This is a genomic window from Aeromicrobium flavum (assembly GCF_007992115.1).
In the GTDB taxonomy this organism is placed as follows: domain Bacteria; phylum Actinomycetota; class Actinomycetes; order Propionibacteriales; family Nocardioidaceae; genus Aeromicrobium; species Aeromicrobium flavum.
On the sequence record NZ_BJZQ01000001.1, the window covers coordinates 542,370 to 564,389 of the forward strand.

Below are 22,020 nucleotides of genomic sequence, written 5' to 3' on the forward strand. Positions count from 1 at the left end.
CCGCCCTCCCCGCTGCTTCCACATCCCGTTCGGTTCTTCGCCGTGCGTGACCGAGTGGCGCGGTCGAGTGCGCACACCTACTCGGCATGAACGACACCCACACCCCTTCCGCACTGGAACCGATGATGAGCGTCGAGGAGCTCTCGGCCTACCTCGACGTACCGATCCGCACCCTCTACGACTGGCGTCGCGTCGGACGCGGACCCTGTCCCATCCACGTCGGCCGTCAACTGCGCTACTTCGTCAGCGACGTGCTTGCCGACCAGCGCGAGTTGAGCGGCGGCGCCAACCCCACCCCGGGCTGAGGGGGGCGCAGCGGTGAGCAAGCCACGCCTGGCGATCGGCACCTATGGATCGATCGCCTTTACCGCCACGGACTCCGGTCGGGTCCGCGCGGAGACGCGCTTCCGTGACGAGGACGGCTCCGTTCGGCGCATCACGGCCACCGGAGACTCGCGCAGCGCCGCCGCCCGTGCGCTGAAAGCCAGGATCGCAACCCGCCGGATGCACGGCGAGTTCGACGACATCACCGGTGACACCAGCTTCGCCCGGCTCGCCGCCATGTGGCTCGCCGACATCAGGGACGAAGGGCGCCTGTCTCTGAACACCCAGTCCCTCTACGAGCGGGACATGCGCACTCTGGTGCTTCCGGCGTTCGAGCAGACCTTGAGAGCGAGCTGCCACGACTCATCCCGCGGCGGACACTCGCCGACGCCGACGACATCGGGGCCGTGCTCATCAGCCGGATCCACCGGGCCGAGGCTCAGTCCAGCAGGCACCGCCGAAAGGACTCCAGACGGCTCATCGCCGGTCTGATACCCCAGGCAAGTGGTGCGATGGCACCCGACATGGCCAACGCCCTGATCCAACGGCAACACCTCATCGAGTCACGCGTATCGGCACTCGCCGAAGCGGCGCTCGCGCAACAGGAAGCCTGGCTCAAGCGCCTCGGTACACCCCCGGCCGGGGGCCGGCGGCTCGAACGATGGCTCCAGGAACTTCGCACCGTGGTCGCCTATCGAGACCGATATGCCGTCGACTCGAGTGCCGTTCTGGGCGACGCTCGCTCCGACGCCCAGCGACTTGACCACGCCCGAGCCGCGCAGGCGATCAGGCGCGCACGCACCATCTCCGACGAAGCCTGCGACCTTTCGCCAGTCGTAGATCCACGAATCGCAGTCCGCGAGAGGTCCCGCTAAGAGCCGCAGGGTCGGCCCTCCCGACTTATCCGCAGATCGACGTCCTGCAGACGCGCATCGTCGGTGGGGGCCGGAAAGTTGAGTCACCCACACCGAACGAGTTGACTCATGATCACTTTGTCGCTCCGGACAAGCGCCGCCATTCACCGGTACCTGCGGCACGTCGCGCCCATCAACATCGCCGTTGCCTGGCTTCGCTCGCCGCACGGCAGCACTTGGGCCATTCCCATCGGGCTCATGCTCGCAATCGGGTACTTCCACGCGTCGAGTTTTTGTGCCGTGATCGTTGAGTCCAGCGGACCTGGCTGGGTGAACCTGTTGGTCATCCTCTTCTTCTGGAACTCGCAGAAGTTCGTCTGGGTCGCGATATTCGGAATGCGGCGAGTGCCCCTGATCGTCTCGCGTGCCGACCATCGGAAATGTCGGAGAGGTCCTCGTCGCAATGCCGATCCTCCTGGGAATGTCGGGCCGTCATTTCCTGCACCGGAGCGGTCCAGACGCTCGGCTTCGAGCCCGCCACGCCTGAGTTCGGTCCCCGCCAGCCCTCGTCGGATTCCTGGCGGTCTGGCGTCTTAGCCCCTGGGCCGACGGTCCCCCAGAAGTGGTGCGTAGATCGCCTGAGCGCGGTCGCGATTGGTGGGGATAGATCTACTGCGGCGATGGAGTCGCAGCAAGGCGGGCCTGTGGCAACGAAGTCGGCGCGATTCGGGCCGTGGTCGTGCGGCCCCGTTCAGGAGGTGGTGAGGGCTTCCGTGTCGCGTGCGGTGGGGTCGTGCAGCACCTCGGCGAGGAGCCCGGAGAAACGGGGGGCGTTGGAGTAGAAGGCCCAGGGTGCCCCGCTGTTCGCGGGCGAGGAGTCCGGCCTCGACGAGGATCTTGAGGTGGTGCGAGACCGTGGGCTGGCTCAGTCCGACGGGCTCGGTGATGTCGCAGAGCGTGAGCAGCCGGACTCGCGGGATCGGCGAGCGCCTTGAACTTGCGCGCGAACTCGCCGCGTCCTCGTGAGCTATTGGTGCCGCTGTGAGCGGGATGCAGCAGTCCGCGTCTTGCCCGGCGAGGGTAGCCAAATCCAAGTATGGACGGGGAGCCGCGTTGGCCTACGCCCGGCAGTGGTGACCGGTCCCGAGGTTGTGCTGCGGCTCAGCTCGGCTGACGTCCCTCACGTGCGGTCTGGAGGTCCGTGTCACCTGTGGTCGTGCCCCCCGGGCATGGCGAACATCATGGCCGCCATCATCGCGGTGCACAGGAGCGCGGCAACGACCAGGTTGGTACCCGCAACACCGGTCAGGAACAGCAGGCCGGCGATGAGCAACATAGGAACGCAGCAGATGATCATCATCAAACCGTGACCGCGATGTGTCCCGTGGCCGACGCTGTCGGACTCGTGCCCGCCATGGTGGTTTTCGGAACTCGGCGAGGACTCCCCCGGATGGTGCCCCGCGTGCCCATCGCTGTGCGCACCGTGATCCATGCCGTGTGGCGTACTCATGATGTCTTTCCTTTCAAGGAGGCGGGCATGTGCCCGAGTTTGGCGTACAGCGGGCAGTGTCCGAGCGCTCCGGTGACGATGAGGTCGAGGCCTGCCGCCAGCAACAGCAGTTCGAGGACGACAGCCCAGGTGGATGAGGCGCCAGCCAGCAGCACGATTCCGGTAACGGTGCCGAGCGCTCCGACGACCACTCGAGCGACGCGTTCGGCAGGGGTGATGTTGATGCTCCACCGCTTACTCATGATCTCCTCCAACTCTTGGTCGACCGCCGATATCCGGTCCAATTCGATGTTCTCGCCGCGCGGTGAAGGTGACCGGCGTTGTCTCGTGAAGGTTCGTTGAAGAAGCGCTCGGTGGGGGGTGCCATGTCGACCGTTGGGTTTCCGGGACACGCAGCAGCCGGCGTCATGGCGCGGGTCGTCAGCCGTGGTGACCCTCGTGCTCGTCCGGATCAACGGTCCGCACAGGAACCCGTTCCTGGTCGCCGTTGCTGATGGCGGGACCGATGACGAAGGCCGAGAGGGAGAACATCAGCGCGAACACACCCAACGCGAGGGCGGGCGCCTTCCACGAGTCGAATCGTCGATGAAGACGTCGCAGTAGCGGTATGGAGAAGACCAGTCCGACGACGGCGAACAGCACGTTGCCGGTCGCGCCGGTCACCAGTACTGCTCCGCCGAGAAGGCCGACGTGGTGCAGCAGGTGGGGGAGCAGGCCCATGATGGCGCCGACAAGCGCGGTCAGTGCGTCCCATGCAGTCCCGAAGACGCCCACGTGCTTGTCAGATTCAGGACGAGCGAGTTCCGCCAAGTTGAGCTCACGATCCGGGACGTGGTGTGCGGGCATCGTCAGCCGCCCGTCCGGTGGGACAGCGTGGTCATCATGCCGGTCTCGGCGTGGTGAATGTCGTGGCATGGTGGGTCGTCCCCTGGCTCGGGTTGTGGCTTCGAAGTTCACTTCCAAGGCCCGCCATCGGGCACGATGACCACGATCGGACCTGGGTCCTCATGGCACGCCGTCGATCTCGTTGCGGCGACAAGACGGTGGTTGGTTCTCCTGCCGCTGTGAGGTGCGCAGCACGGTGCTGCGGGCGTGGTACTCGTCCTCGTTGATCTCGCCGCGGGCGAACCGCTCGTTAAGGATCTGCATCGGGTCCCTGCGATCAGAAGGGGATGCATCAGTGCTCTGAGTGCCGCGGAAGATCGCGATCACTGCAACGACCACCAACGCCCAGAACGCGACCATGGCCAGGGTCATGAGGATCCAACCGACCCATCCCGTGCCGTCGTGATACCAACCCATCATCGTGCTCAGCTCCTCCGTCGGGCCTCGTACTTTCAATGATCGACCCGGCACCAGGGCGACATAGTGGTCTTCGTGTGAAGGTTCGCTGAAGGATGGGCCGCCCGCGGTGCTGATCTGGGCTGGTAGGGCAGATGGACTGCCATCATGTCGGGTATGGGCGAGGACGTGATCAACGGAACGGCCGGCTCACCGGCGGGAGGTGCCGCGGGTGTTCGTCCCCCGACGGGCCTGCGGGCGATGGTCGTCGAGGACGAGACGCACCTTGCGGGGGTCATCGGCAGCTACCTCGAACGCGAAGGCCTGGAGGTGGCTGTGGTCCACGACGGTATGGAGGCATTGGAAGTCGCTCGAACCGTCGATCCGGATGTGGTGGTGCTGGACTTGGGTCTGCCGAGTCTGGACGGTGTGGAGGTCTGTCGGCAATTGCGCACATTCTCCGATGCCTATGTGGTGATGCTGACAGCGCGCAGCGAGGAGGTCGACACCTTGATCGGCCTCTCGGTGGGGGCAGACGACTACATGACCAAGCCTTTCAGCCCTCGGATCCTGATGGCCCGGATCCAGGCACTGCTGCGCCGACCTCGGAAGCCGGATGGGGCAGACGACCAGGTGGAGGGGGCCCGGACCTTCGGTGCGTTGGTCGTCGATCCGCTGGGGCGGGACGTCTGGCTCGAGGGGGAACCGGTGTCGTTGACGCGCACCGAGTTCGACCTTCTGGCCGCTCTCTCCGACCACCCGCAGATGGCATTCAGCCGCCGGCAGCTCATCGACACCGTCTGGGGTCCCACCTGGGTCGGCGATGAACATCTGGTCGACGTCCACGTCGGGCACTTGCGGCGCAAACTCAACGACGACGCCAGCCAGGCCCGATTCATCCGCACCGTCCGTGGAGTCGGCTACCGGATGGGCACCGGCCAGTGACCGACCGCCGAGCTCGCGCGGACACGACCCGTGTCCGCTCTCGGTTCGCCGCTCGGCTCCTGGTGGCCCAAGCCCTGGTCCTCGTGGCCGGGGCCCTGACCACGTGGCTCGTGGCTTCCGTCGTGGGCCCCGGCATCTTCAGCGACCACCTGCAACAGGCCGGTGACGAACACACCGCCGAACAGATTCGCCATGTGGAGGAGGCCTTCGCCTCCGCGCTGGTTCTGTCCATCTCTCTCGCGCTGATCGCCTCGGTGCTCGCAGCGCTGGCCGTCTCCTGGTACTTCAGCCGCCGGGTTCAGCGTTCGATCAGCGACGTCGCGGCGGCGGCGGCACAGGTCGCTGCCGGCCGGTACGGCGCCCGGGTGCCCGACCCGGGACTGGGTGAAGAGTTCGCCTCGCTCGCACTGACCTACAACCGCCTCGCCGAGAGACTCGAAGCGACGGAGTCGACCCGCCGGAGCATGCTGGCCGACCTGGCACACGAGATGCGGACCCCCCTGGCCACGATCGACGCCCATCTCGAGGCCGTCGAGGACGGCATCCGGTACCTCGATGACGACACCCTGGGCGTCATCCGGGGCTCGACAGGCCGACTGCGGCGCTTGGCCGAGGACATGACCGCCGTGTCGCGAGCGGAGGAAGGGCTCGACGTCACGCTGCGACCCGTGCCGGCAGCGGATGCTGCTGCGGCGGCCATCGAGGCCGCACGTGACCGGTACGCCACCAAGGGGGTTCGCCTGCTCAGCGAACTCGCCGACGCCGGCCAGGTCCGCCTTGACTCCGACAGATTCGGACAGGTGCTCGGCAACCTGCTCGACAACGCTCTGCGCCACACTCCGACGGGCGGGACCGTCACCTTGGACTGTCGCCGCATCGATGACTGGGTCCAGTACCGCGTCAGCGACACGGGCCAGGGGGTGGCGGCAGAGCACCTGCCGCACCTGTTCGACCGGTTCTACCGCGCCGACAGCGCCCGCGACCGCGGCCACGGTGGCTCTGGCATCGGTCTGGCGATCGCCAAGGCGCTCGTGGAGGCACAAGGCGGTGGCATCTCGGTGACCAGTGCCGGGCCCGGGAGCGGCACGACGTTCACGTTGCGCTTTCCCTGCTTCAAGTAACTCGTCCGCCCGGACTGAACGGCCCGGATCTTCAGCGAAACATCACAGAACCTCGCGGCCTTTCACCTACTGCCCTGGCCATCATGGCCGTGTTCAACACCGACTCGGTGAACGACATCAGCGTCTGACAGGGCAGGAAGCGGCGAACATGAAGGTTCGACGAAGTTCTCTTCGCGGCCGTGCTTTTCATTGCCCGGTGGGGGTATGGTCAGTCACGAAGACCGATACCCCCAAGGGGTATCTTCCGAAGGAGTTTCGCGATGGCCGTTGAACCGGGATACATCACCGAGAAGCAGGCTGTCCTCGCCAGGCTCCGTCGCGTTGAGGGTCAGGTGCGTGGCCTGCAGCGGCTGGTGGACGAGGAGCAGTACTGCATCGACATCCTCACCCAGTTGTCGGCGGCCACGAAGGCTCTCGAAGGGGTCGCGCTGCTGTTACTCGACCAGCATCTCGAACACTGCCTGACGCACCCCACCGACCCTGCCGAGGCCCAGCAGAAGCTCAACGAGGCCTCCGCAGCGATCCGGCGACTCGTCCGCTCATGATCGATCCATCAAACGAAGGAGCACCCATGTCCGTGTCAGACGACAGCCGCAATCTTCAACTGCTCGACTCCTCCGCCGGCGACGGCGGGTGCGGCTGCGGGGGATGCGGCTGCGGATCCAACACCCAGTCCGAAAGTTCGACCGACACCACCACTGAGGCGATCACCATCGCCGCGACGAAGGAGAGCGACATGACCACCAACACCTACGCCGTCACCGGAATGACCTGCGGCCACTGCGCCAGCGCCGTCACCGGCGAACTCAAGAGCCTCGACGGGGTCTCCGACGTCAGCGTCGACCTCGTCGCCGGCGGTACCTCGACAGTCACCGTCGCGAGCGCCGAGCCACTCGACCAGACCCAGGTCGCCGCCGCCCTCGACGAGGCCGGCGACTACCAACTCGCCTGAGGACCGAAACCCTCACGCGCATCCCGATTCAATCCAGGCAGGAGACACAGTCATGGCACAACCAACCCCTACGGTCGACGCGCTGCACGACGTCGAGCTCGCCATCGGCGGGATGACCTGTGCCTCCTGCGCCGCGCGGATCGAAAAGAAGCTGAACAAGGTCGAGGGTGTGTCGGCCACGGTCAACTACGCCACCGAAAAGGCCAAGGTCAGTTATCCGACGACGCTCACCCCTGCCGATCTTGTCAGCGTGGTGGAGGCCACCGGGTACACCGCGACCGTGCCCACTCAGGCGGCCAGCGGTGACGACCCTTCGACCGACGCGCAGACGGACCACCGGGATCTGGAGGCCGCGAGCTGGCGACAGCGCCTGATCGTCTCAACCGTGCTCTCCGTCCCGGTCCTGGCGATGTCGATGATTCCGGCGTTGCAGTTCGACAACTGGCAGTGGATCTCACTGACGCTGGCCTCACCCGTGGTCGTCTGGGGGGCGGCCCCGTTCCACCGTGCCGCGGTGACCAACGCGCGCCACGGCGCGGCGACCATGGACACCCTCATTTCCGTCGGAGTCACCGCCGCGTGGCTCTGGTCGTTGTGGGCGCTGCTGTTCACCCACGCCGGGATGACTGGCATGCGGATGCCGTTCGACCTCTTCCCGGATGGTGAAGCTGACGTCCACATCTACCTGGAGGTCGCGGCGGCGGTGACCACCTTCATCATTGCGGGCCGCTACTTCGAGGCTCGAGCCAAGCGCCAGTCTGGAGCGGCTTTACGCGCCCTGCTCGACATGGGCGCCAAGGACGTTGCCGTCCTGCGCGGCGGCACGGAGGTGCGCGTGCCGGTGGGCCAACTTGAGGTCGGCGACCGGTTCCTGGTGCGCCCGGGCGAGAAGGTCGCCACCGATGGCGTCGTCGAGGACGGTACATCGGCAATCGACGCGTCCATGCTCACGGGCGAGTCGGTCCCCGTCGAGGTCGGGCCCGGTGATGTCGTCGTGGGCGCCACGGTGAACGCCGGCGGACGTCTGGTGGTCCGGGCCGCCCGCGTCGGAGCCGACACCCAACTCGCCCAGATGGCACGGCTGGTCGAGGACGCCCAGAACGGCAAGGCGCAGGTCCAGCGACTCGCCGACCGTGTCTCAGCCGTATTCGTGCCCATCGTGCTCGTGCTCTCCTTGGTCACGCTCACCGCTTGGCTGCTGACTGGTCACAGCGTCACCGCCGCATTCACCGCCGCGGTGGCGGTGCTGATCATCGCCTGCCCCTGCGCCCTCGGTCTCGCGACCCCCACCGCACTGCTCGTCGGGACCGGCCGCGGTGCCCAACTCGGCGTGCTCATCAAGGGCCCGGAGGTGCTCGAGTCCACTCGGGTGGTCGACACGATCGTCCTGGACAAGACCGGCACCGTGACCACCGGAAGGATGGAACTGGTCGATGTGGTCCCCGCCGATGGTGTGAACAGTGCCGATCTGCTCCGGCTGGTCGGTGCCCTCGAGAACGCCTCGGAACACCCCATCGGTCAGGCCATTGCCACCGGGGCCAGCCAACGACTCGAGTCGCAGCTGCCCGATGTCGAGGGATTCTCCTCGACCCAAGGCCTCGGCGTCGCCGGGGTGGTCGACGGCCACGCGGTCGTGGCCGGCCGCCCCGGCTGGCTGGCCCGAGAGTGGAACCAACCCCTCGACGCGAGCCTGGCGGGAGTGGTCGAGGCCGCGGAACAGCAAGGCCGGACCGTGATCGCCGCTGGCTGGGACGGAGCGGCCCGCGGGGTCGTCGTGGTCTCCGACGCGATCAAGCCCACGAGTGCGCAGGCCGTGGCCGAGCTCAAGGAGCTGGGACTCGAGCCGATTCTGCTCACCGGTGACAACGAACGCGCTGCCCGTGCCGTCGCCGCCGAGGTGGGCATCGAGCAGGTGATCGCCGAGGTCCTCCCCGCTGAGAAGGTCGCCACTGTCGAGCGTTTGCAGCGCGAGGGCCGCACGGTCGCCATGGTGGGAGACGGCGTCAACGACGCCGCGGCACTGGCCACCTCCAACCTGGGCATCGCCATGGGCACCGGCACCGACGCCGCCATCGAGGCTTCCGACCTCACTCTCGTTCGCGGCGACCTGCGCGCCGCCGTGGACGCGATCCGGCTCTCTCGGCGCACGCTGCGGACCATCAAGAGCAACCTGTTCTGGGCCTTCGCCTACAACGTTGCGGCGCTGCCCCTGGCCGCGCTCGGTCTGCTCAACCCGCTGATCGCCGGCGCTGCCATGGCGTTCTCCTCGGTGTTCGTCGTGTCGAACAGTTTGCGACTGCGGCGCTTCCAGCCCGTCTCGACGCAGACAGCCGAGACGTCGCACGCTCGCCTTGACTCAAGCAAGACCAACCTTTCCCATGTGGAGGCAGGACGATGACGACGCACCAGCACACGAGCGGCCACCGCGACCATCACGCGCAGCGTGACGGGGGTACCACCGCCATCATCGAGGTCTCTGGGGTCCAGTGGGCGTCCAGCAAGAACGTCGCCGAAGCGATGCTGTCGCGCCGGCCCGGGGTGCTCTCCGTCGATGCCAACCCGGTCGCCCAGACGGCCACCGTCACCTATGACCCGAAGCGCACCAGCGTGAGCGATCTGCGGGACTGGGTGCGCGAATGCGGCTTCCACTGCGCGGGACAGTCGGTTCCCAATCATGTGTGCGATCCGATGCTCGAACCTGGCCGTGACGAGCACGAGCTCCAGCACGACGGTCACGACGCGGGCACCAGCCACGCAGGCGCGGCTTCGCCGATCTCGTCACCGCATGATGCGATGGGCCACGGCGGTCACGCGACGATGTCGATGGCTGACATGGTTCGCGACATGCGCAACCGATTCCTGGTCGCCCTGCTGCTCGCGGTACCCATCACGCTGTATTCGCCGATGGGGCGGGACATGCTCGGCTTCGACGCGGCCGCTCCATTCGGGATGCGCGATGACATCTTCGCCTTGATCCTGTCCCTGCCGGTGATCTTCTACTCGGCCTGGATCTTCTTCGACGGTGCCTGGCGAGCGCTCCGGGCCAAGACCCTGGACATGATGGTGCTGGTGGCCGTGGCCGTCGGAGCCGGCTGGCTGTACTCCCTCGGAGTCACCGTCACCGGGGGCGGTGAGGTCTTCTACGAGGCCGTTGTCATGCTCACCGTGTTCGTGTTGCTCGGCCACTGGTTCGAGATGCGGGCACGAGGCGGCGCCAACGACGCGATCCGTACGTTGCTTGATCTGGCTCCGCCGTTGGCGGTCGTTCTCCGCGAAGGCGAACCGGTCGAAGTTCCCACCTCCGAGGTCGAGGTCGATGACCTTCTCCTGATCCGGCCGGGGGCGAAGATCGCCACTGACGGCACCGTCGAAGAGGGCGAGTCGGAGGTCGACGAGTCCATGGTCACCGGCGAGAGCCTCCCGGTGCACAAGGGGCCCGGCGATCGGGTCATCGGCGCCACCATCAACGCCAGCGGCACCATCCGGGTGCGCGCCACCAAGGTGGGCGCTGACACCGCTCTGGCACAGATCGTCGCGCTGGTGCAACAGGCGCAGAACTCCAAAGCGCCGGGACAGCGACTCGCGGACAGGGCCGCATTCTGGCTCGTTCTGGTCGCACTGGTCGGTGGAGTCGGCACCTTCCTGGTTTGGCTCGCTGCCGGCGCAAGCGTGCAGACTGCGCTGCTGTTCGCCATCACCGTGGTCGTGATCACCTGCCCCGACGCCCTTGGACTCGCCACGCCGACAGCAATCATGGTCGGCTCCGGCCTCGGCGCGAAACGCGGGATTCTGTTCAAGAACGCCACCGCCATCGAGAGCTCCGCGCGCGTCGACACCGTCGTCTTCGACAAGACCGGCACCCTCACCAAGGGGGAGCCCGAGGTCACGGACGTCATTGTCGGCGACTTCGATCGCGATCGGGTCCTGGCGCTCGCGGGCGCACTCGAACGAGAGTCCGAACATCCTCTCGCTCAGGCCGTCGTGCGCCACGTCGATGCAACCGATGTGCCGCGCTTGCGCGCCACCGCGTTCCGCAACGTCACGGGCATCGGCGCCCTCGCCGAGGTCGACGGCCACCAGATCGCCATCGGCAACCGTCGCCTCATGGAATCCGAAGCGATCACCATCGGTGACCTGGGTGCGCAGCGCGACGAGATCGCCGCCGGCGGTCGCACGGCGGTGTTCGTTGCCGTCGATGATCGGGTCGTCGCGGTGATCGGGATCGCCGACGCGGTCCGCGAGACGTCCGCCGCCGCGATCTCCGCACTTCACGAGGCGGGCATCAGGGTCGCCATGCTCACCGGCGACAACCGTGCGACCGCCGAGCGGATCGCCGAGGAGTTGGGAATCGACGACGTCATCGCGGACGTCCTGCCCGAGGACAAGGCACACCAGGTCAAGCAACTGCAGGCGCAGGGGCGCACCGTGGCGATGGTCGGTGACGGAGTCAACGACTCGCCTTCTCTCGTGCAGGCAGACGTCGGCATCGCGGTTGGCGCGGGTACCGACGTCGCGATCGACGCCGCAGACGTCGTTCTCATGAGGTCGGACCCGCTGGACGTCCCCGTGGCGCTGACGATTGGCCGAGGCACACTGCGCAAGATGCGTCAGAATCTCGGTTGGGCGGTGGGATACAACGCGATCGCGCTACCCATCGCGGCAGGTGTCTTCCAACCGTCCTTCGGCCTGGTCCTGAGGCCCGAGGTCGCCGCCTTGTCGATGTCCGGCTCCAGCTTGCTGGTGGCAGTCAACGCGCTGCTGCTCAAGCGACTGCGGTTGCCCGGGCAGCAGCCCGAGAACGATCCCACCCAGCGTTCGGAGATGCAGCGGGCGTCCTGAGAGAACTTGTGCCTCAGCCCAGACTGGCGAGGAGGTCGCGACAGGCTTCCTCGCACCGGCGGCAGGCCTCGGCGCAGATGCGGCAGTGCGCGTGCATGCTGCCGTGACTCTCACACTCGTCGCCACAGGCCTCGCACGCGGCGGCACAGGCTTCCAAGAACGCTCGGGTCACATCGGCGTCGTATCCAGTGCGCCTCGATAGCATGTTGCCTGTCGCAACGCAGATGTCGGAGCAGTCCAGATTGGTGCGGATGCATGTCGTCAATTCGGCGACCATGTCCTCGGCCAGGCACGCGTCAGCACAAGCCGTGCAGGCTTGGGCGCATTCGAAGCAGGCTGCGATGCACTCGGCCAACTTCTGCTTGTCGATCTGACCCAGATCCTTCGGGTAAGCATCCAGCATCTTCGTGTGAACCATGGTTCTCCTCCTCGAAATGGTGGTGGCGGGTGACCTGCATCTGACGACCGGTGGGAACCGCCCTCCCGTGATCAGTACCCGTCCGGTAGGCGGACCATTCGCTCACGAGCTTCTTGCCCAGGGGATGTAGGTGTCCTGGACCGCCAGCCGCGATCGGAGGGGCCATGACTGCTAAGTGAGGCGACTCCACGTGGCACCTGAGGTCGTCGATTCGAAGACGGCATCACCCGCGGCTGCGTACCAGCGATCCGGCGTCACTTCGAGTGCCTCCGGGGAGTCCGGGAGCGCACCTCCTGCTCTCCAGCTCTCACCGCCGTCCCGACTCACATGAACACGTCCAGTGGCTGCAATGCCCACGACGAGACCGTCCTGGCCCCCATCGATGTACGCCAAGGACGGTGCGACGACGGTCCGCGCGCGAGCTCCATCGCTCGCGGGATAACGAATCAATCCGCCGGACGGGGTCGTCACGAAGAGGTCGGTCGAGTCGAGATCGGTGGCGACGTCAATCACCGGACGTTCATCGATCGTGATCCAGTTCGTACGGTCGCTCGTGAGAAGCAGCTGTCCGGAAACGCTGTTGTAGCCCGCCAGCCGAGAGTCAGTGCCATCGAGTGCGTGGAAGTCTGCCTTTCCCGCTAGGGACACCTGCCGCCACGTCTTCCCCGCGTCGATGGACTCCATCAGACCGAGATGCGTGGGCAGGTCGCTTGCCAGGTCCGGGTGACCACTCGCGACGAAATGCCCGGGACCGATCACCGAGAATCCCATGAGATCGTGCCAAGCTTCCCCGACCCGCCGCGGTGGCGACCCTTCCTCCACGGTGAACAGGCCCAGATGAGATGCCACGAAGAGAGTCCCGTCGGCGGGGTCGATTCCCATGCCGTGAACGTGCCCCATGGCATCGCCCGACGTTGACTCGATCTTTGGTGCTGCCGTGCCGCAGGCCGCGAGCGAGGACACGATTACGGCGGATACAACAACTGCCGCACAGGCGCGGCGGGTGTTACTCACGTGACAGCCCTTCTGTCGAGGACGGTAACGGTGAACTCTCCGGCGTGGCCGGCTCGTGGCGTCATACAGGTCATCTCCGGCTAGCTTGCTGAAATCCCTATAGAGCCAACACGAAACATGTGTCGGAATGTTCACCGCGCAATGAAGCTTCCCTGAAGATTTCAGCGTGACCGGCTCGGCCTTTCACTCCCGGGCAATGGGACGTCGTACAACGAACGTGGCACCGTGGCCGCACTTGTGCGTGTTGTCGAGCAAGGACCCAGCAGCACCCGGCTGATTCACGAAGCGGGATCTTCAGCGAACCTTCACGGAATCAGCGCCCCAGTCGGGAGTGGGGAGCGGATGCTGGGGTGGTTCGTCCCAGGGAGTGGAGTTCGACATGAACCGGTTCAATGGCAAGTTGGTGTGGTTCGTCGCCGTAAGTGCGGCCGTGCTGGTCGGTGCGTTCGCCATGGGTGCGCCACCGTCGGGATTCGTGCTCATCCTCCTGCTCGCTTGCCCGTTGATGATGCTTCTTTTCATGCCTGAAACGCATGGCGAGGCTGACGAGGACGACGACTCGCGGCCCGTCGAGAAGGACCTTCAGCGGTGCGGGCCCCGCAGCGGACACTGAGGCCACGTGGAGTGTCGTTTCTGACCGCTTAAGGCCATCAATCTCACCCGGGCGCACAACGCGAGCGTCCAAAAGGGTGCCTCAGGGTCGATCGACCCCGCCCGGCCACGCATTGGCCCGACACCCATCGAGGGTTTTGGTCTGTTGGAGCATGACCGGAGCTGGCGCGCCGTTGCCTGGGCAAGCGGCGTGGGGGAGCCCGAGCGCATGGCCGAACTCGTGGTTGATCAGGTACCGACGATATGCACCGATGTCCTTCCCGTAAGACGGGGCGCCATTCACCCAGCGCCAGGCGTTGATCACGACCCGATCCCCATTGCGGCACGAGAGGCGGCCGGCGGTGTCAAGGGGAGCGCACAGGTCATCCGCCGTCTGTGGCGACGCGAGAATGATCCTCACTGAGGCATCGTTCGCCACACGAGTGAATTCGTGGCCAGGGGACGCCCACCCCCGGGGATCGCTGAGGGTGGCGTCCACGGCTCGCGCGAAGCCCGCTGGCGCGAACGAAAGGCCCTCCTCGACTTCGACTTGGTAGGTCATGGTCGTGGGCGTGGATTTCCGCGGGGCAGAAGGGGTAGGTGCGATCTGGAACCTGCCTGACGCTGCCTCCGGGACACTGACCGGCTTGTCCGTGTCCGTGGATCGCCGCGCGGGTGGCCGGGCGGAACGGCTGCCCCGGCTTTCGACGTGGTCCTTCGGCGGCGACGGTCTGGCACGTGGCAACTCTGACCGAGCATCCGAACCGTTGGAAGCTGGGTCATCGGGGAGTTGCTTCTGTCCGTTGCCGACATAAGGGACGAGGAAAGCAGTTGCAACCACGGCTGCGGCCGACGCGGGTAGTCCTATCCACGCGGTCCTGGGTCTTCGCGCGCGCTGGGGCTGACGGCGCCGGTGTCCTCGCGGAGCCACCGGGCTGGCGGCTCCACTGCGACTCCTTCTTCGGGAACCTGTCACGACCTCGCTCGATCTGGAAGGGCGGCGTGCCGCCGGGCTGGGGGGGGAAGTGACCCAGCGGCACGCCAGTCGGCTGCAGCATCCATTCCGACGGCAGGTCGGAATCATGGTGGAGATGCTGCGAAAACGCTGCGTCAGGACCCGAGGAGACTGTTCATCAGGTCGATTTCAGCCTGCTGGTCGCTGATCACCTTCTGTGCCATCGCGATCGCGTCGGCATTCTCGCCGTCCTGGACTTCCGTCTCGGCCATGGCGACCGCACCCTCGTGGTGCTCGATCATCATCTGCAGGAACATGCGGTCGAACTCAGCGCCAGATGCATCCTCGAGGGACTTCATGTCCTCCTCGTCCATCATCCCGGCCATGCCGCCTTCGTCACTGGACCCGTGGTTCATGTCCCCGTGGTCCATCTCCCCGGACGGCACGTCTTCACCCCAGCTCTCGAGCCAGCCCTCAAGGGTCTCGATCTCGGGACCCTGCGCGGCTTCGATGTCGGCAGCCAAGGACTTGACTTCGTCGCTGCCGGCACGTGTCTCGGCGACCTTGGCCATCTCGATCGCCTGCTCGTGGTGAGGGATCATCTGTTGGGCGAACGTGACATCCGCGTCATTGAACGGGGCGCTCTGGCTGGAGGAGGAGCCCGTGTCGCTCGACTTTCCGCCATCGGAATCGTCGCTGCATGCGGCCAGGGTGAGACCGATCGTCGCGAACAGCGTGAGAGCCGCCAGCTTCCTCTTCATCAGGTTTTCTCCATCTCTGGTCGTCTTCAGTACGCCAGCGAGTCTGCCTCCCGAATGTGAAGAGCGACCACGCTCAGTCCTCAAGGTTCCATGAAGACTCCGGGACTGCGCCGGGTCCGAGGCTCCCGGTTGGTCGACCGGGGCGGTCGCACACACGTTGAAGGCGAGAGTTCAACTACTAGGAAGCATAGTAGACTCCAGCCATGGTCGACGAGGCGCTCAAGGAGAGAGATCAGTCGAAGTCGCCGACGCCAACCCGGACTGTCTACGGGTGGGGCTGGGGCCGCTGGGCGTGGCGAACGCTGACGTCGATGCGGACCGCCGTGATCCTACTGGCGCTGCTCGCGCTGGCGGCGATCCCCGGATCGTTCCTGCCACAACGGAACGTGGCGACCGATCCCGCGGCCGTCCCCCTCTTCTACCGAGACCATCCCACCATGGCGCCATGGCTCGACCGACTCTTCTTGTTCGACGTCTACGCGTCTCCGTGGTTCGCGGCGGTGTACCTGCTGCTGCTCGTGTCCATGACCGGCTGTGTCCTCCCTCGATGCGCGAAGCTCTGGCAGGAGTGTCGCGCGGAGCCGACACGTGCTCCGACCCGCTTGTCGCGGATGGATGGTCATCGCGAGCTGTCCGTGCAGTCAGACCGTGGCTCGGTGCTGCGACGCGCAACTGAGATTCTTTCGCGGCGCGGTTACCGGGTCGTGCAGGCGCCTGGGGAAGTCCGGGCGGAGAAGGGCTACGTCCGCGAGGTCGGGAACCTCATGTTCCACCTCTCGCTGTTGCTGTTGTTGGTGGGCATGGCCAGTGGCAAGCTCCTCGGGTTCGAAGGTCGAGCCGCGCTCGCCGACGGGGACACCTTCACCAACGTCGAGTCGTCCTACGACGAGTTCTCCCGGTCGGCCCTCACCCGCGTCGATGAGCTGACTCCGTTCTCGGTCACCTTGGACGGCTTGGACGCCGAGTTCGCCCTCAGCGGTGCGCGTGCGGGGGAGCCTCGCAAGTTCGACGCCACGGTGACCTACCTGCAGGCCGACGGAACAGAGAAGTCCGCCAGCATCAAACCCAATCAGCCCCTCGACATCGAGGGAACCAAGTTGTTCCTCACGGGGCACGGCTACGCGCCGCGCGTCACGGTCCGCGACGGTACCGGTGAGGTCGTGTTCGCCGGTCCGGTGATTTTCCTGCCGATCGAGAACAACTTCACGAGCGACGGAGTCGTCAAGGCGCCGAACGCCCAGCCGACACAGCTCGGGTTCGAGGGTCTCTTCTTGCCGACGGCTCCCACCAATGAGGGCGACCGCTCGCAGTTCCCCGGTTTGATTGCCCCGCGGTTGGACCTGACTGCCTACACCGGTGATCTCGGGATGGACCGGGGTGCTCCTCAGTCGGTGTACGCCATCAAGCTCGACGGCATGGAGGAAGTGGCTCAGAAGCAGATGCGGGTGGGCGACTCGTTGGAGCTGCCCGACGGAGCCGGCAGCATCACCTTCGATGGCGTGTCACGGTTTGCCAACTTCCAGATCGCCTATGACCCGGGCAAGGAGATCTCGCTGGTCGCAGCGATCTTCCTGATGATCGGCCTCACCACGTCGCTGCTCATACGTCGCAGGCGGGTGTGGGTCCGTGCCACTGACTCCGGGCCGACGGTCACGGTGGAGATCGCCGGCCAGTCGCTGACCCGCAGGGATCTTCCCCCCGCGGATCTGGTCCGCCTCGAACGAGAACTACTCAGCCTCAATGAATCCTTGGAAAGGACCCCGTCATGACCTGGGCTCGGCTGTCGGACGACCTTGTCGTCGCCACCATGATGATCCTCGCGTTGGCGTTCTGCCTCTATGCGGTGAGCATGGCTCAACGCACCACACGGCAGCGAGGAGTCGCGAAGGAACCAGTGACCACACCCGCCGCCGCGTCCTCAGCGGCGGGAGACGCCCTCGAGCACCCGCCCGAGGTGGGCGCGCCGTGGAGCGAGCGGACCGCGCGGATCGCGTCGGTCATGGTCGTGATGGGCCTCGTACTCAATGCGGCCGCGGTCCTGGCACGCGGAATCGCGGCCGAGCGAGCGCCGTGGGGAAACATGTACGAGTTCGCGATCGTGGGTTCGACCGCGATTCTCGGAGCCTATGTCGCGGGCCTGTCCCGGTATCCGCTCCACAGGCTGGGGATCTGGGTGATCGGACTGGTGCTCGTGACTCTCGGAAGCGCGGTCACCGTCCTGTACACGCCCGTTGATGCGCTGATCCCCGTTCTCGATTCGTACTGGTTGGCGATCCACGTAGGGGCCGCGATCGTCTCGGGCGGCGCGTTCACCGTCGCAGCGGTGACCTCGGCCGTCCAGCTGTTCAGGCCCGGGCGTCACCCCGAGCGTGACGAGATGCTGGAGCGGGTTTCCTACGGGTTGATCGTGTTCGCCTTCCCCGTCTGGACGTTCGCGGTCATCGCCGGCGCGGTGTGGGCCGAAGCAGCGTGGGGACGCTACTGGGGCTGGGATCCGAAGGAGACCTGGGCCTTCATCACCTGGGTGTTCTACGCCGCGTACCTCCACGCCCAGTCGACCGCCGGGTGGAAGGGCAAACGCGCTGCCTGGTTCAGCATCGCGGGGTACATCGCGTTCCTGTTCAACTTCATCGGCGTCAACATGTGGGTCGGGGGACTCCACTCCTACGCAGGAGTCTGAGACCCGCGACGCACGGAGCCCGGCGCGCTGCTCCTCACGCGGGATCGCTGGCGCGTCGGGCTCGTCTCGACGCTGCGTATCGCCATGCTGCGAGAAGCAGGGCGACCATGGCGCCACCGACGATCACCAGCGTGCGTTGTTGCTCGAAGCGCACCGCCGGAGTGAGACCAGCACGAAGCTGCACCGTCTCGATCAACACCTCGGTGCCTCGGGACTGGTTCCGTGCGCGGACCGAGCCGTCCGCTGAGATGAACCCCGAGACACCGTTGGTCGATGCCACCACGACGTCCCTGCCCAGTTCGACGGCTCGAGCGCGAGTGATCTCGAACTGTTGTGCCGGTTGAGCGGTGCCGGTGAACGTGGCGTTGCTGGTCTGCACCACGGCCACGTGAGCGCCGCGTCTCACTTGGGCGGGCAGCACGTCGTCGTACGCCACGTCGAAGCAGATGGCGTCGGCGACCGGCACGCCGTTGACCTGCAACGGCACCTGTCCGCTCCCGGGCAGCATGTCGCGAGGGATCTCCTCGAAGCGCGAGAACCGGTCACCGATGATCGGTCGCCAAGGGATGTACTCGCCGAACGGCACCGGGTGAGCTTTGGTGTAGGAGTCGACGGGAATGCCATCGGAGGACCACAGGACTCCCCGGTTGAACGCCTGCTCAGGACGGGGACCGTCGACGATCGCGCCGACGAGCACTGGCGCGTCGACAGCCACTGCCGCATCACCGATCGCCTCACTCAGGGCGGGATCCCCGGCCGGGTCAAGGGCAGTGGCGTTCTCTGGCCACACCACCAGGTCCACCGATCGCCCTTGCGCCGTCAGTGACGTCGCCAGCCGCTGGGTGGCCGCGAGATGATTGCGGGTGACGGCCCGGTGGTGTGCGACCAGGTCGGTGCCGTCGCCCGGCACCCCGCCCTGAACCACCGCGACTCGAGCGGATCCAACGCTGGGGACGCGGAAGGGCAGCGTGGCCGCGACCAGGCCGATGGTCATCGGAATCACGAGCCACAGGACCATGACGCGCCGGGGGAGCAGGACGAGGTGGGCCACCCCGAACCCGGTCGTCGCGACCAGCAGACTGGTGCCGGCGATACCGAGGTGAGCAAGGGCGGGCTCCCACGGCGAATCGAGGGCGGTGACTCCCAGTCGCCCCCAAGGCATCCCGCCCAGAGGCCAGCTGCTTCGTATCGTCTCCGCGCTGACCCAGATCAGCCCGCCCCACAGCGGCGCCGCAGGCACGTCGCGGACCACCCGGATGCCCAGGCTGGCGATCGCAAGGAAGAGAGCTTGTGCCGTACCGAGTGCCAGCCACGCGGCCGTGCCGATGGATTCGTCCAACCACCAGAGCAGCGGAAGCATGTACGCGAGTCCGAAGCACAGGCCCAGTACTGGCGCACGGCTCCGAGACTCGCGTTGAATTCCCCACCACAGGAGTGCCATCGCGACAGGAGCCGCCACGCGGAATCCGAGTGGCTCGAAGGACGATGCCGCCAGGAGCCCCCCGAGGCTCATGGCGATGACTGAAGACCCCATGCGTGGGACCAGGCTCGTGGGCGCGGCCGAGAAGTCAGGCAAGAGTCGGCGAAGCGGGCCCCTCGAGGTGGTCTCGAAAACGATCACCCGGACCACCCCAGGCGGCACATCGAGTCAGACGAGTTTGAGCGTTGTCACGCACGTGGGTGCGTCCGGCTTCGTGGTGAAGTCAACGGTCCCTGTCTTGTCGCCCAGGCGAATCGACATGGTCCCCTCGATGTCGGCCGGCAGCCAGAATCCGACGAACCCGTTCGAGTACGTTTCGACGTCCTCGTCCACGATCACCGTGTCGTTGGTCTTGTCCACAATCTTCACGCGCACCTCGGTGTCACCCAACTCGCCCTTGCACGTGGTCAGCGAGTGGAAGAAGCACTCGTGCGTTTGCGAAATGAAGGGTGCTGCGGACAGGTAGAAGCGGTCACGGTCCAACGGGACGCTGCCTTCACTGCCGCCAGCGCTGAGGATCAGCTCGTTCGCTCTCACCGAGGCCATCAGGTCAGTCGGTCGCTGGTCCACCGGGAGGCGATCCAACGCGTTGATCACCTCATCTGCAGATTTTCCGGCGAGCCCATACGGCTCCAGGATCTGTTGCGTGTCAGCGGACTCGCCCTTCGCAATTTCGTTCCCGCCGCGTTCTGACGGGCTGCCGCAAGCGGACAGGACGAGGATCCCGAGAATCGCGATACAGAACAGTCTCTTCATCGGTGTGCGTTTCCTATTCTTCACGTGGATCTGGTGGTCGTGACCTGTGGGTTCTGTGCCATCACGGGACGTCGTCCGTCTCCCGGAGTACTGCTTCGAGCAGGCTGCGCAGCGTTGCAGCGGTGGCCGGACCAATGACACGGGCGGCAACTCTGCCCCGGCGATCCACCACGAGTGTCGTGGGGACCGCTGAAGTCGTCAGGGCTCCACCGAACGACAATGTCGCCGTCGAGGAGTCCTGAGCGATCACGCTGTCGTACGGGATCTCGTAATCGCGTTCGAAGGCACGTGCCGCCGCCTCGTTGTCTCGAACGTTGATGCCCATGAATGTCACCGCATCTCCGTACTGATGGGCGACCTCGACGAGGTCAGGTGCCTCGGTCGCGCAAGGGACGCACCATGAACCCCACACGTTGTAGACGGTCACCTCGCCGCGCAAGCTGTCCGTGTCGATGGTCTTCCCGCTGAGCAAGCGGGCTTTGAACGGCCGCGACTGGACGCGATCCGCCGATTCGTACTCCTCGATGATTGATCCTCCGTCGGCTCGGGCGGCCGATGTTGGTGTGGACGCGTTGCTGGACCACCACCACGCGAGAATGCCGAGCGTCGCCAGGACGGCAAGTGCTGCGAGAGTCCTCTTCCTGGTGCGGTGGGGGGTTCGAGATGGAGTAGTCACGGGTCAGGACCGCTTTCAGATCGGAGGATTCCACGTGTCGACAAGGCCTTGGGTGGCGGCCATCAGTTCGGACCACCATCCGGTCAGTTGCAGGACGCCCAGAGCAATGAGGAAACCGCCGCCGACTCGAGCCATGTTCGCGGAGTGCTTGCGAGCCCATGCGGTGCGTCGCATCCAGTTGGTCACGGAGAACGCGGCAATCAGGAAAGGGATCCCCAGGCCCAAGCTGTACGCGAAGGCGAGGCCAGCTCCTCGTCCCGCGGTGGCTGACGTTGTGGCCAGAGCGAGTACCGCCGCGAGCGCGGGTCCGATGCAGGGGGTCCACCCGACTCCGAAGACGATTCCGAGTAGAGGGGCACCGGCCAGGCCGACGCGCGGCCGGTACTTGAGTCGGACGGTTCTGTTCACGAACCGAAGGCCCGAGCCGGACAACGCGAAGCCCAGGCCCATCAGCACCGTGAGGACTCCGGACCAGCGGATGATCTGGTCCTGGTGCTCAACGAGTTGGGAACCGAGGATGCCGAAGAGCGCGCCGTAGCTGGTGAATACGGCAGCGAATCCCAGCACGAACAGTCCGGCGCCGACCAGTGTGCGCCCGCGGCCATGAGAAGCCTCGCCGCGTAGTTGGCGCGCCACGGTTGATTCCTGCCCCTCGACTCCCGCGACGTAAGAGAGGTATGCGGGCACGAGGGGGAGGGAGCACGGTGAGAAGAAGGAGACGACGCCAGCGATCACCGCTACGAGCATTGCGAGGATCAGCGATCCGGAGAGGATGGTTTCCTGCAGCTCGATCATGGGAGTCCGCCGAGCTCACCGGCACCTCGAGTGCATGGACCCATCGGCCCTTGTCGCACCACGGTCAT

At 66.0% G+C, this 22,020-nt stretch carries 24 protein-coding genes; 11 read left to right on the forward strand and 13 right to left on the reverse strand.

All coding sequences use genetic code 11. The features are described 5' to 3' along the window. The first annotated feature begins 122 nt into the window (after positions 1-122). Together AFL01nite_RS02675 and AFL01nite_RS02680 are read left to right on the forward strand one after the other, a co-directional pair. Entirely contained in the window at positions 123-305 is a 183-nt protein-coding gene (locus AFL01nite_RS02675; RefSeq protein ID WP_222593353.1) for a helix-turn-helix domain-containing protein, read from the forward strand. Positions 306-318: 13 nt separating this feature from the next. After that, positions 319-816, forward strand: a complete 498-nt coding sequence (locus tag AFL01nite_RS02680; RefSeq protein ID WP_146825546.1) for a hypothetical protein — start codon at positions 319-321, stop codon at positions 814-816. A gap of 955 nt (positions 817-1,771) precedes the next feature. Here the strand turns inward: AFL01nite_RS02680 and AFL01nite_RS02685 are convergent. The 5 genes from AFL01nite_RS02685 to AFL01nite_RS02705 form a co-directional block, all read right to left on the reverse strand. Next, positions 1,772-2,272: an ArsR family transcriptional regulator gene (locus AFL01nite_RS02685; RefSeq protein WP_146825548.1), complete on the reverse strand. Its 501-nt coding sequence runs from the start codon at positions 2,270-2,272 to the stop codon at positions 1,772-1,774. Between the two features lie 110 nt (positions 2,273-2,382). Beyond that, positions 2,383-2,688 carry a hypothetical protein gene (locus AFL01nite_RS02690; protein ID WP_146825550.1) on the reverse strand — a complete coding sequence of 102 codons (306 nt, stop codon included), beginning with the start codon at positions 2,686-2,688 and terminating at the stop codon, positions 2,383-2,385. Further along, positions 2,685-2,930: a YgaP family membrane protein gene (locus tag AFL01nite_RS02695; RefSeq protein WP_146825552.1), complete on the reverse strand. Its 246-nt coding sequence runs from the start codon at positions 2,928-2,930 to the stop codon at positions 2,685-2,687. The genes AFL01nite_RS02690 and AFL01nite_RS02695 overlap by 4 nt, the downstream gene beginning before the upstream one ends. A gap of 178 nt (positions 2,931-3,108) precedes the next feature. After that, positions 3,109-3,408 carry a hypothetical protein gene (locus AFL01nite_RS02700; RefSeq protein ID WP_222593354.1) on the reverse strand — a complete coding sequence of 100 codons (300 nt, stop codon included), beginning with the start codon at positions 3,406-3,408 and terminating at the stop codon, positions 3,109-3,111. 285 nt (positions 3,409-3,693) lie between these two features. Then, a complete protein-coding gene (locus AFL01nite_RS02705) occupies positions 3,694-3,945 on the reverse strand; it encodes an SHOCT domain-containing protein (RefSeq protein WP_222593355.1) in 252 nt (83 codons plus the stop codon). A 201-nt stretch (positions 3,946-4,146) separates the two neighbouring features. Here AFL01nite_RS02705 and AFL01nite_RS02710 point away from each other — a divergent pair, with 201 nt between their 5' ends. The 6 genes from AFL01nite_RS02710 (at position 4,147) to AFL01nite_RS02735 (ending at position 11,826) form a co-directional block, all read left to right on the forward strand. Next, entirely contained in the window at positions 4,147-4,914 is a 768-nt protein-coding gene (locus tag AFL01nite_RS02710) for a response regulator (protein ID WP_425546780.1), read from the forward strand. A gap of 122 nt (positions 4,915-5,036) precedes the next feature. Further along, complete coding sequence (locus tag AFL01nite_RS02715) at positions 5,037-6,035, forward strand: sensor histidine kinase (protein WP_246119554.1); 999 nt, start codon at positions 5,037-5,039, stop codon at positions 6,033-6,035. A gap of 260 nt (positions 6,036-6,295) precedes the next feature. Further along, the gene (locus tag AFL01nite_RS02720; RefSeq protein ID WP_087625510.1) at positions 6,296-6,580 is read left to right on the forward strand and encodes a metal-sensitive transcriptional regulator; all 285 of its coding nucleotides are present in this window, start codon (positions 6,296-6,298) and stop codon (positions 6,578-6,580) included. Between the two features lie 26 nt (positions 6,581-6,606). Further along, a complete protein-coding gene (locus tag AFL01nite_RS15675) occupies positions 6,607-6,987 on the forward strand; it encodes a heavy-metal-associated domain-containing protein (protein WP_281285718.1) in 381 nt (126 codons plus the stop codon). Positions 6,988-7,039: 52 nt separating this feature from the next. Beyond that, positions 7,040-9,385: a heavy metal translocating P-type ATPase gene (locus AFL01nite_RS02730; RefSeq protein WP_087625511.1), complete on the forward strand. Its 2,346-nt coding sequence runs from the start codon at positions 7,040-7,042 to the stop codon at positions 9,383-9,385. After that, positions 9,382-11,826 (forward strand): heavy metal translocating P-type ATPase, encoded by a 2,445-nt coding sequence (locus tag AFL01nite_RS02735; protein WP_146825554.1) that lies wholly within the window; start codon positions 9,382-9,384, stop codon positions 11,824-11,826. The genes AFL01nite_RS02730 and AFL01nite_RS02735 overlap by 4 nt, the downstream gene beginning before the upstream one ends. A gap of 13 nt (positions 11,827-11,839) precedes the next feature. On the opposite strand, the gene AFL01nite_RS02740 is transcribed toward AFL01nite_RS02735, so the two are convergent. Together AFL01nite_RS02740 and AFL01nite_RS02745 are read right to left on the reverse strand one after the other, a co-directional pair. Continuing rightward, on the reverse strand, positions 11,840-12,244 hold the full coding sequence (locus AFL01nite_RS02740; RefSeq protein WP_146825556.1) for a four-helix bundle copper-binding protein: 405 nt from the start codon (positions 12,242-12,244) through the stop codon (positions 11,840-11,842). A gap of 171 nt (positions 12,245-12,415) precedes the next feature. Then, on the reverse strand, positions 12,416-13,258 hold the full coding sequence (locus AFL01nite_RS02745; protein WP_146825557.1) for a F510_1955 family glycosylhydrolase: 843 nt from the start codon (positions 13,256-13,258) through the stop codon (positions 12,416-12,418). 379 nt (positions 13,259-13,637) lie between these two features. On the opposite strand from AFL01nite_RS02745, the gene AFL01nite_RS02750 reads away from it, so the two are divergent. Continuing rightward, positions 13,638-13,871, forward strand: a complete 234-nt coding sequence (locus AFL01nite_RS02750) for a DUF2933 domain-containing protein (RefSeq protein WP_146825559.1) — start codon at positions 13,638-13,640, stop codon at positions 13,869-13,871. Between the two features lie 81 nt (positions 13,872-13,952). Here AFL01nite_RS02750 and AFL01nite_RS15765 read toward each other — a convergent pair whose 3' ends face one another. Both AFL01nite_RS15765 and AFL01nite_RS02760 read right to left on the reverse strand, forming a co-directional pair. Next, complete coding sequence (locus AFL01nite_RS15765) at positions 13,953-14,933, reverse strand: DUF3152 domain-containing protein (RefSeq protein WP_146825561.1); 981 nt, start codon at positions 14,931-14,933, stop codon at positions 13,953-13,955. 26 nt (positions 14,934-14,959) lie between these two features. Further along, complete coding sequence (locus AFL01nite_RS02760; protein ID WP_087625517.1) at positions 14,960-15,565, reverse strand: DUF305 domain-containing protein; 606 nt, start codon at positions 15,563-15,565, stop codon at positions 14,960-14,962. Between the two features lie 203 nt (positions 15,566-15,768). On the opposite strand from AFL01nite_RS02760, the gene resB reads away from it, so the two are divergent. Next, positions 15,769-17,334, forward strand: a complete 1,566-nt coding sequence (gene resB, locus AFL01nite_RS02765; protein WP_146825563.1) for a cytochrome c biogenesis protein ResB — start codon at positions 15,769-15,771, stop codon at positions 17,332-17,334. Further along, a complete protein-coding gene (gene ccsA / locus AFL01nite_RS02770) occupies positions 17,331-18,245 on the forward strand; it encodes a cytochrome c biogenesis protein CcsA (RefSeq protein WP_146825564.1) in 915 nt (304 codons plus the stop codon). The genes resB and ccsA overlap by 4 nt, the downstream gene beginning before the upstream one ends. Positions 18,246-18,279: 34 nt before the next feature. On the opposite strand, the gene lnt is transcribed toward ccsA, so the two are convergent. The 4 genes from lnt to AFL01nite_RS02790 form a co-directional block, all read right to left on the reverse strand. After that, positions 18,280-19,779, reverse strand: a complete 1,500-nt coding sequence (lnt, locus tag AFL01nite_RS02775) for an apolipoprotein N-acyltransferase (protein ID WP_307724446.1) — start codon at positions 19,777-19,779, stop codon at positions 18,280-18,282. A 114-nt stretch (positions 19,780-19,893) separates the two neighbouring features. After that, complete coding sequence (locus AFL01nite_RS02780) at positions 19,894-20,481, reverse strand: CueP family metal-binding protein (RefSeq protein WP_146825568.1); 588 nt, start codon at positions 20,479-20,481, stop codon at positions 19,894-19,896. A 61-nt stretch (positions 20,482-20,542) separates the two neighbouring features. Beyond that, positions 20,543-21,157: a TlpA family protein disulfide reductase gene (locus AFL01nite_RS02785; protein ID WP_146825569.1), complete on the reverse strand. Its 615-nt coding sequence runs from the start codon at positions 21,155-21,157 to the stop codon at positions 20,543-20,545. A 15-nt stretch (positions 21,158-21,172) separates the two neighbouring features. Further along, the gene (locus tag AFL01nite_RS02790) at positions 21,173-21,952 is read right to left on the reverse strand and encodes a cytochrome c biogenesis CcdA family protein (RefSeq protein WP_222593358.1); all 780 of its coding nucleotides are present in this window, start codon (positions 21,950-21,952) and stop codon (positions 21,173-21,175) included. Positions 21,953-22,020 lie beyond the last annotated feature (68 nt).

Excerpts from the sequence above, each read along its gene's own strand:
- AFL01nite_RS02675 (WP_222593353.1), top strand. The coding sequence starts at position 123 with ATGATGAGCGTCGAGGAGCTCTCGGCCTACCTCGACGTACCGATCCGC.
- AFL01nite_RS02690 (WP_146825550.1), bottom strand. The coding sequence starts at position 2,688 with ATGAGTACGCCACACGGCATGGATCACGGTGCGCACAGCGATGGGCAC.
- AFL01nite_RS02695 (WP_146825552.1), bottom strand. The coding sequence starts at position 2,930 with ATGAGTAAGCGGTGGAGCATCAACATCACCCCTGCCGAACGCGTCGCT.
- AFL01nite_RS02700 (WP_222593354.1), bottom strand. The coding sequence starts at position 3,408 with ATGGGCCTGCTCCCCCACCTGCTGCACCACGTCGGCCTTCTCGGCGGA.
- AFL01nite_RS02705 (WP_222593355.1), bottom strand. The coding sequence starts at position 3,945 with ATGACCCTGGCCATGGTCGCGTTCTGGGCGTTGGTGGTCGTTGCAGTG.
- AFL01nite_RS02710 (WP_425546780.1), top strand. The coding sequence starts at position 4,147 with ATGGGCGAGGACGTGATCAACGGAACGGCCGGCTCACCGGCGGGAGGT.
- AFL01nite_RS02720 (WP_087625510.1), top strand. The coding sequence starts at position 6,296 with ATGGCCGTTGAACCGGGATACATCACCGAGAAGCAGGCTGTCCTCGCC.
- AFL01nite_RS15675 (WP_281285718.1), top strand. The coding sequence starts at position 6,607 with ATGTCCGTGTCAGACGACAGCCGCAATCTTCAACTGCTCGACTCCTCC.
- AFL01nite_RS02730 (WP_087625511.1), top strand. The coding sequence starts at position 7,040 with ATGGCACAACCAACCCCTACGGTCGACGCGCTGCACGACGTCGAGCTC.
- AFL01nite_RS02735 (WP_146825554.1), top strand. The coding sequence starts at position 9,382 with ATGACGACGCACCAGCACACGAGCGGCCACCGCGACCATCACGCGCAG.
- AFL01nite_RS02740 (WP_146825556.1), bottom strand. The coding sequence starts at position 12,244 with ATGGTTCACACGAAGATGCTGGATGCTTACCCGAAGGATCTGGGTCAG.
- AFL01nite_RS02750 (WP_146825559.1), top strand. The coding sequence starts at position 13,638 with ATGAACCGGTTCAATGGCAAGTTGGTGTGGTTCGTCGCCGTAAGTGCG.
- AFL01nite_RS15765 (WP_146825561.1), bottom strand. The coding sequence starts at position 14,933 with ATGATTCCGACCTGCCGTCGGAATGGATGCTGCAGCCGACTGGCGTGC.
- AFL01nite_RS02760 (WP_087625517.1), bottom strand. The coding sequence starts at position 15,565 with ATGAAGAGGAAGCTGGCGGCTCTCACGCTGTTCGCGACGATCGGTCTC.
- resB (WP_146825563.1), top strand. The coding sequence starts at position 15,769 with ATGGTCGACGAGGCGCTCAAGGAGAGAGATCAGTCGAAGTCGCCGACG.
- ccsA (WP_146825564.1), top strand. The coding sequence starts at position 17,331 with ATGACCTGGGCTCGGCTGTCGGACGACCTTGTCGTCGCCACCATGATG.
- lnt (WP_307724446.1), bottom strand. The coding sequence starts at position 19,779 with ATGGGGTCTTCAGTCATCGCCATGAGCCTCGGGGGGCTCCTGGCGGCA.
- AFL01nite_RS02780 (WP_146825568.1), bottom strand. The coding sequence starts at position 20,481 with ATGAAGAGACTGTTCTGTATCGCGATTCTCGGGATCCTCGTCCTGTCC.
- AFL01nite_RS02790 (WP_222593358.1), bottom strand. The coding sequence starts at position 21,952 with ATGATCGAGCTGCAGGAAACCATCCTCTCCGGATCGCTGATCCTCGCA.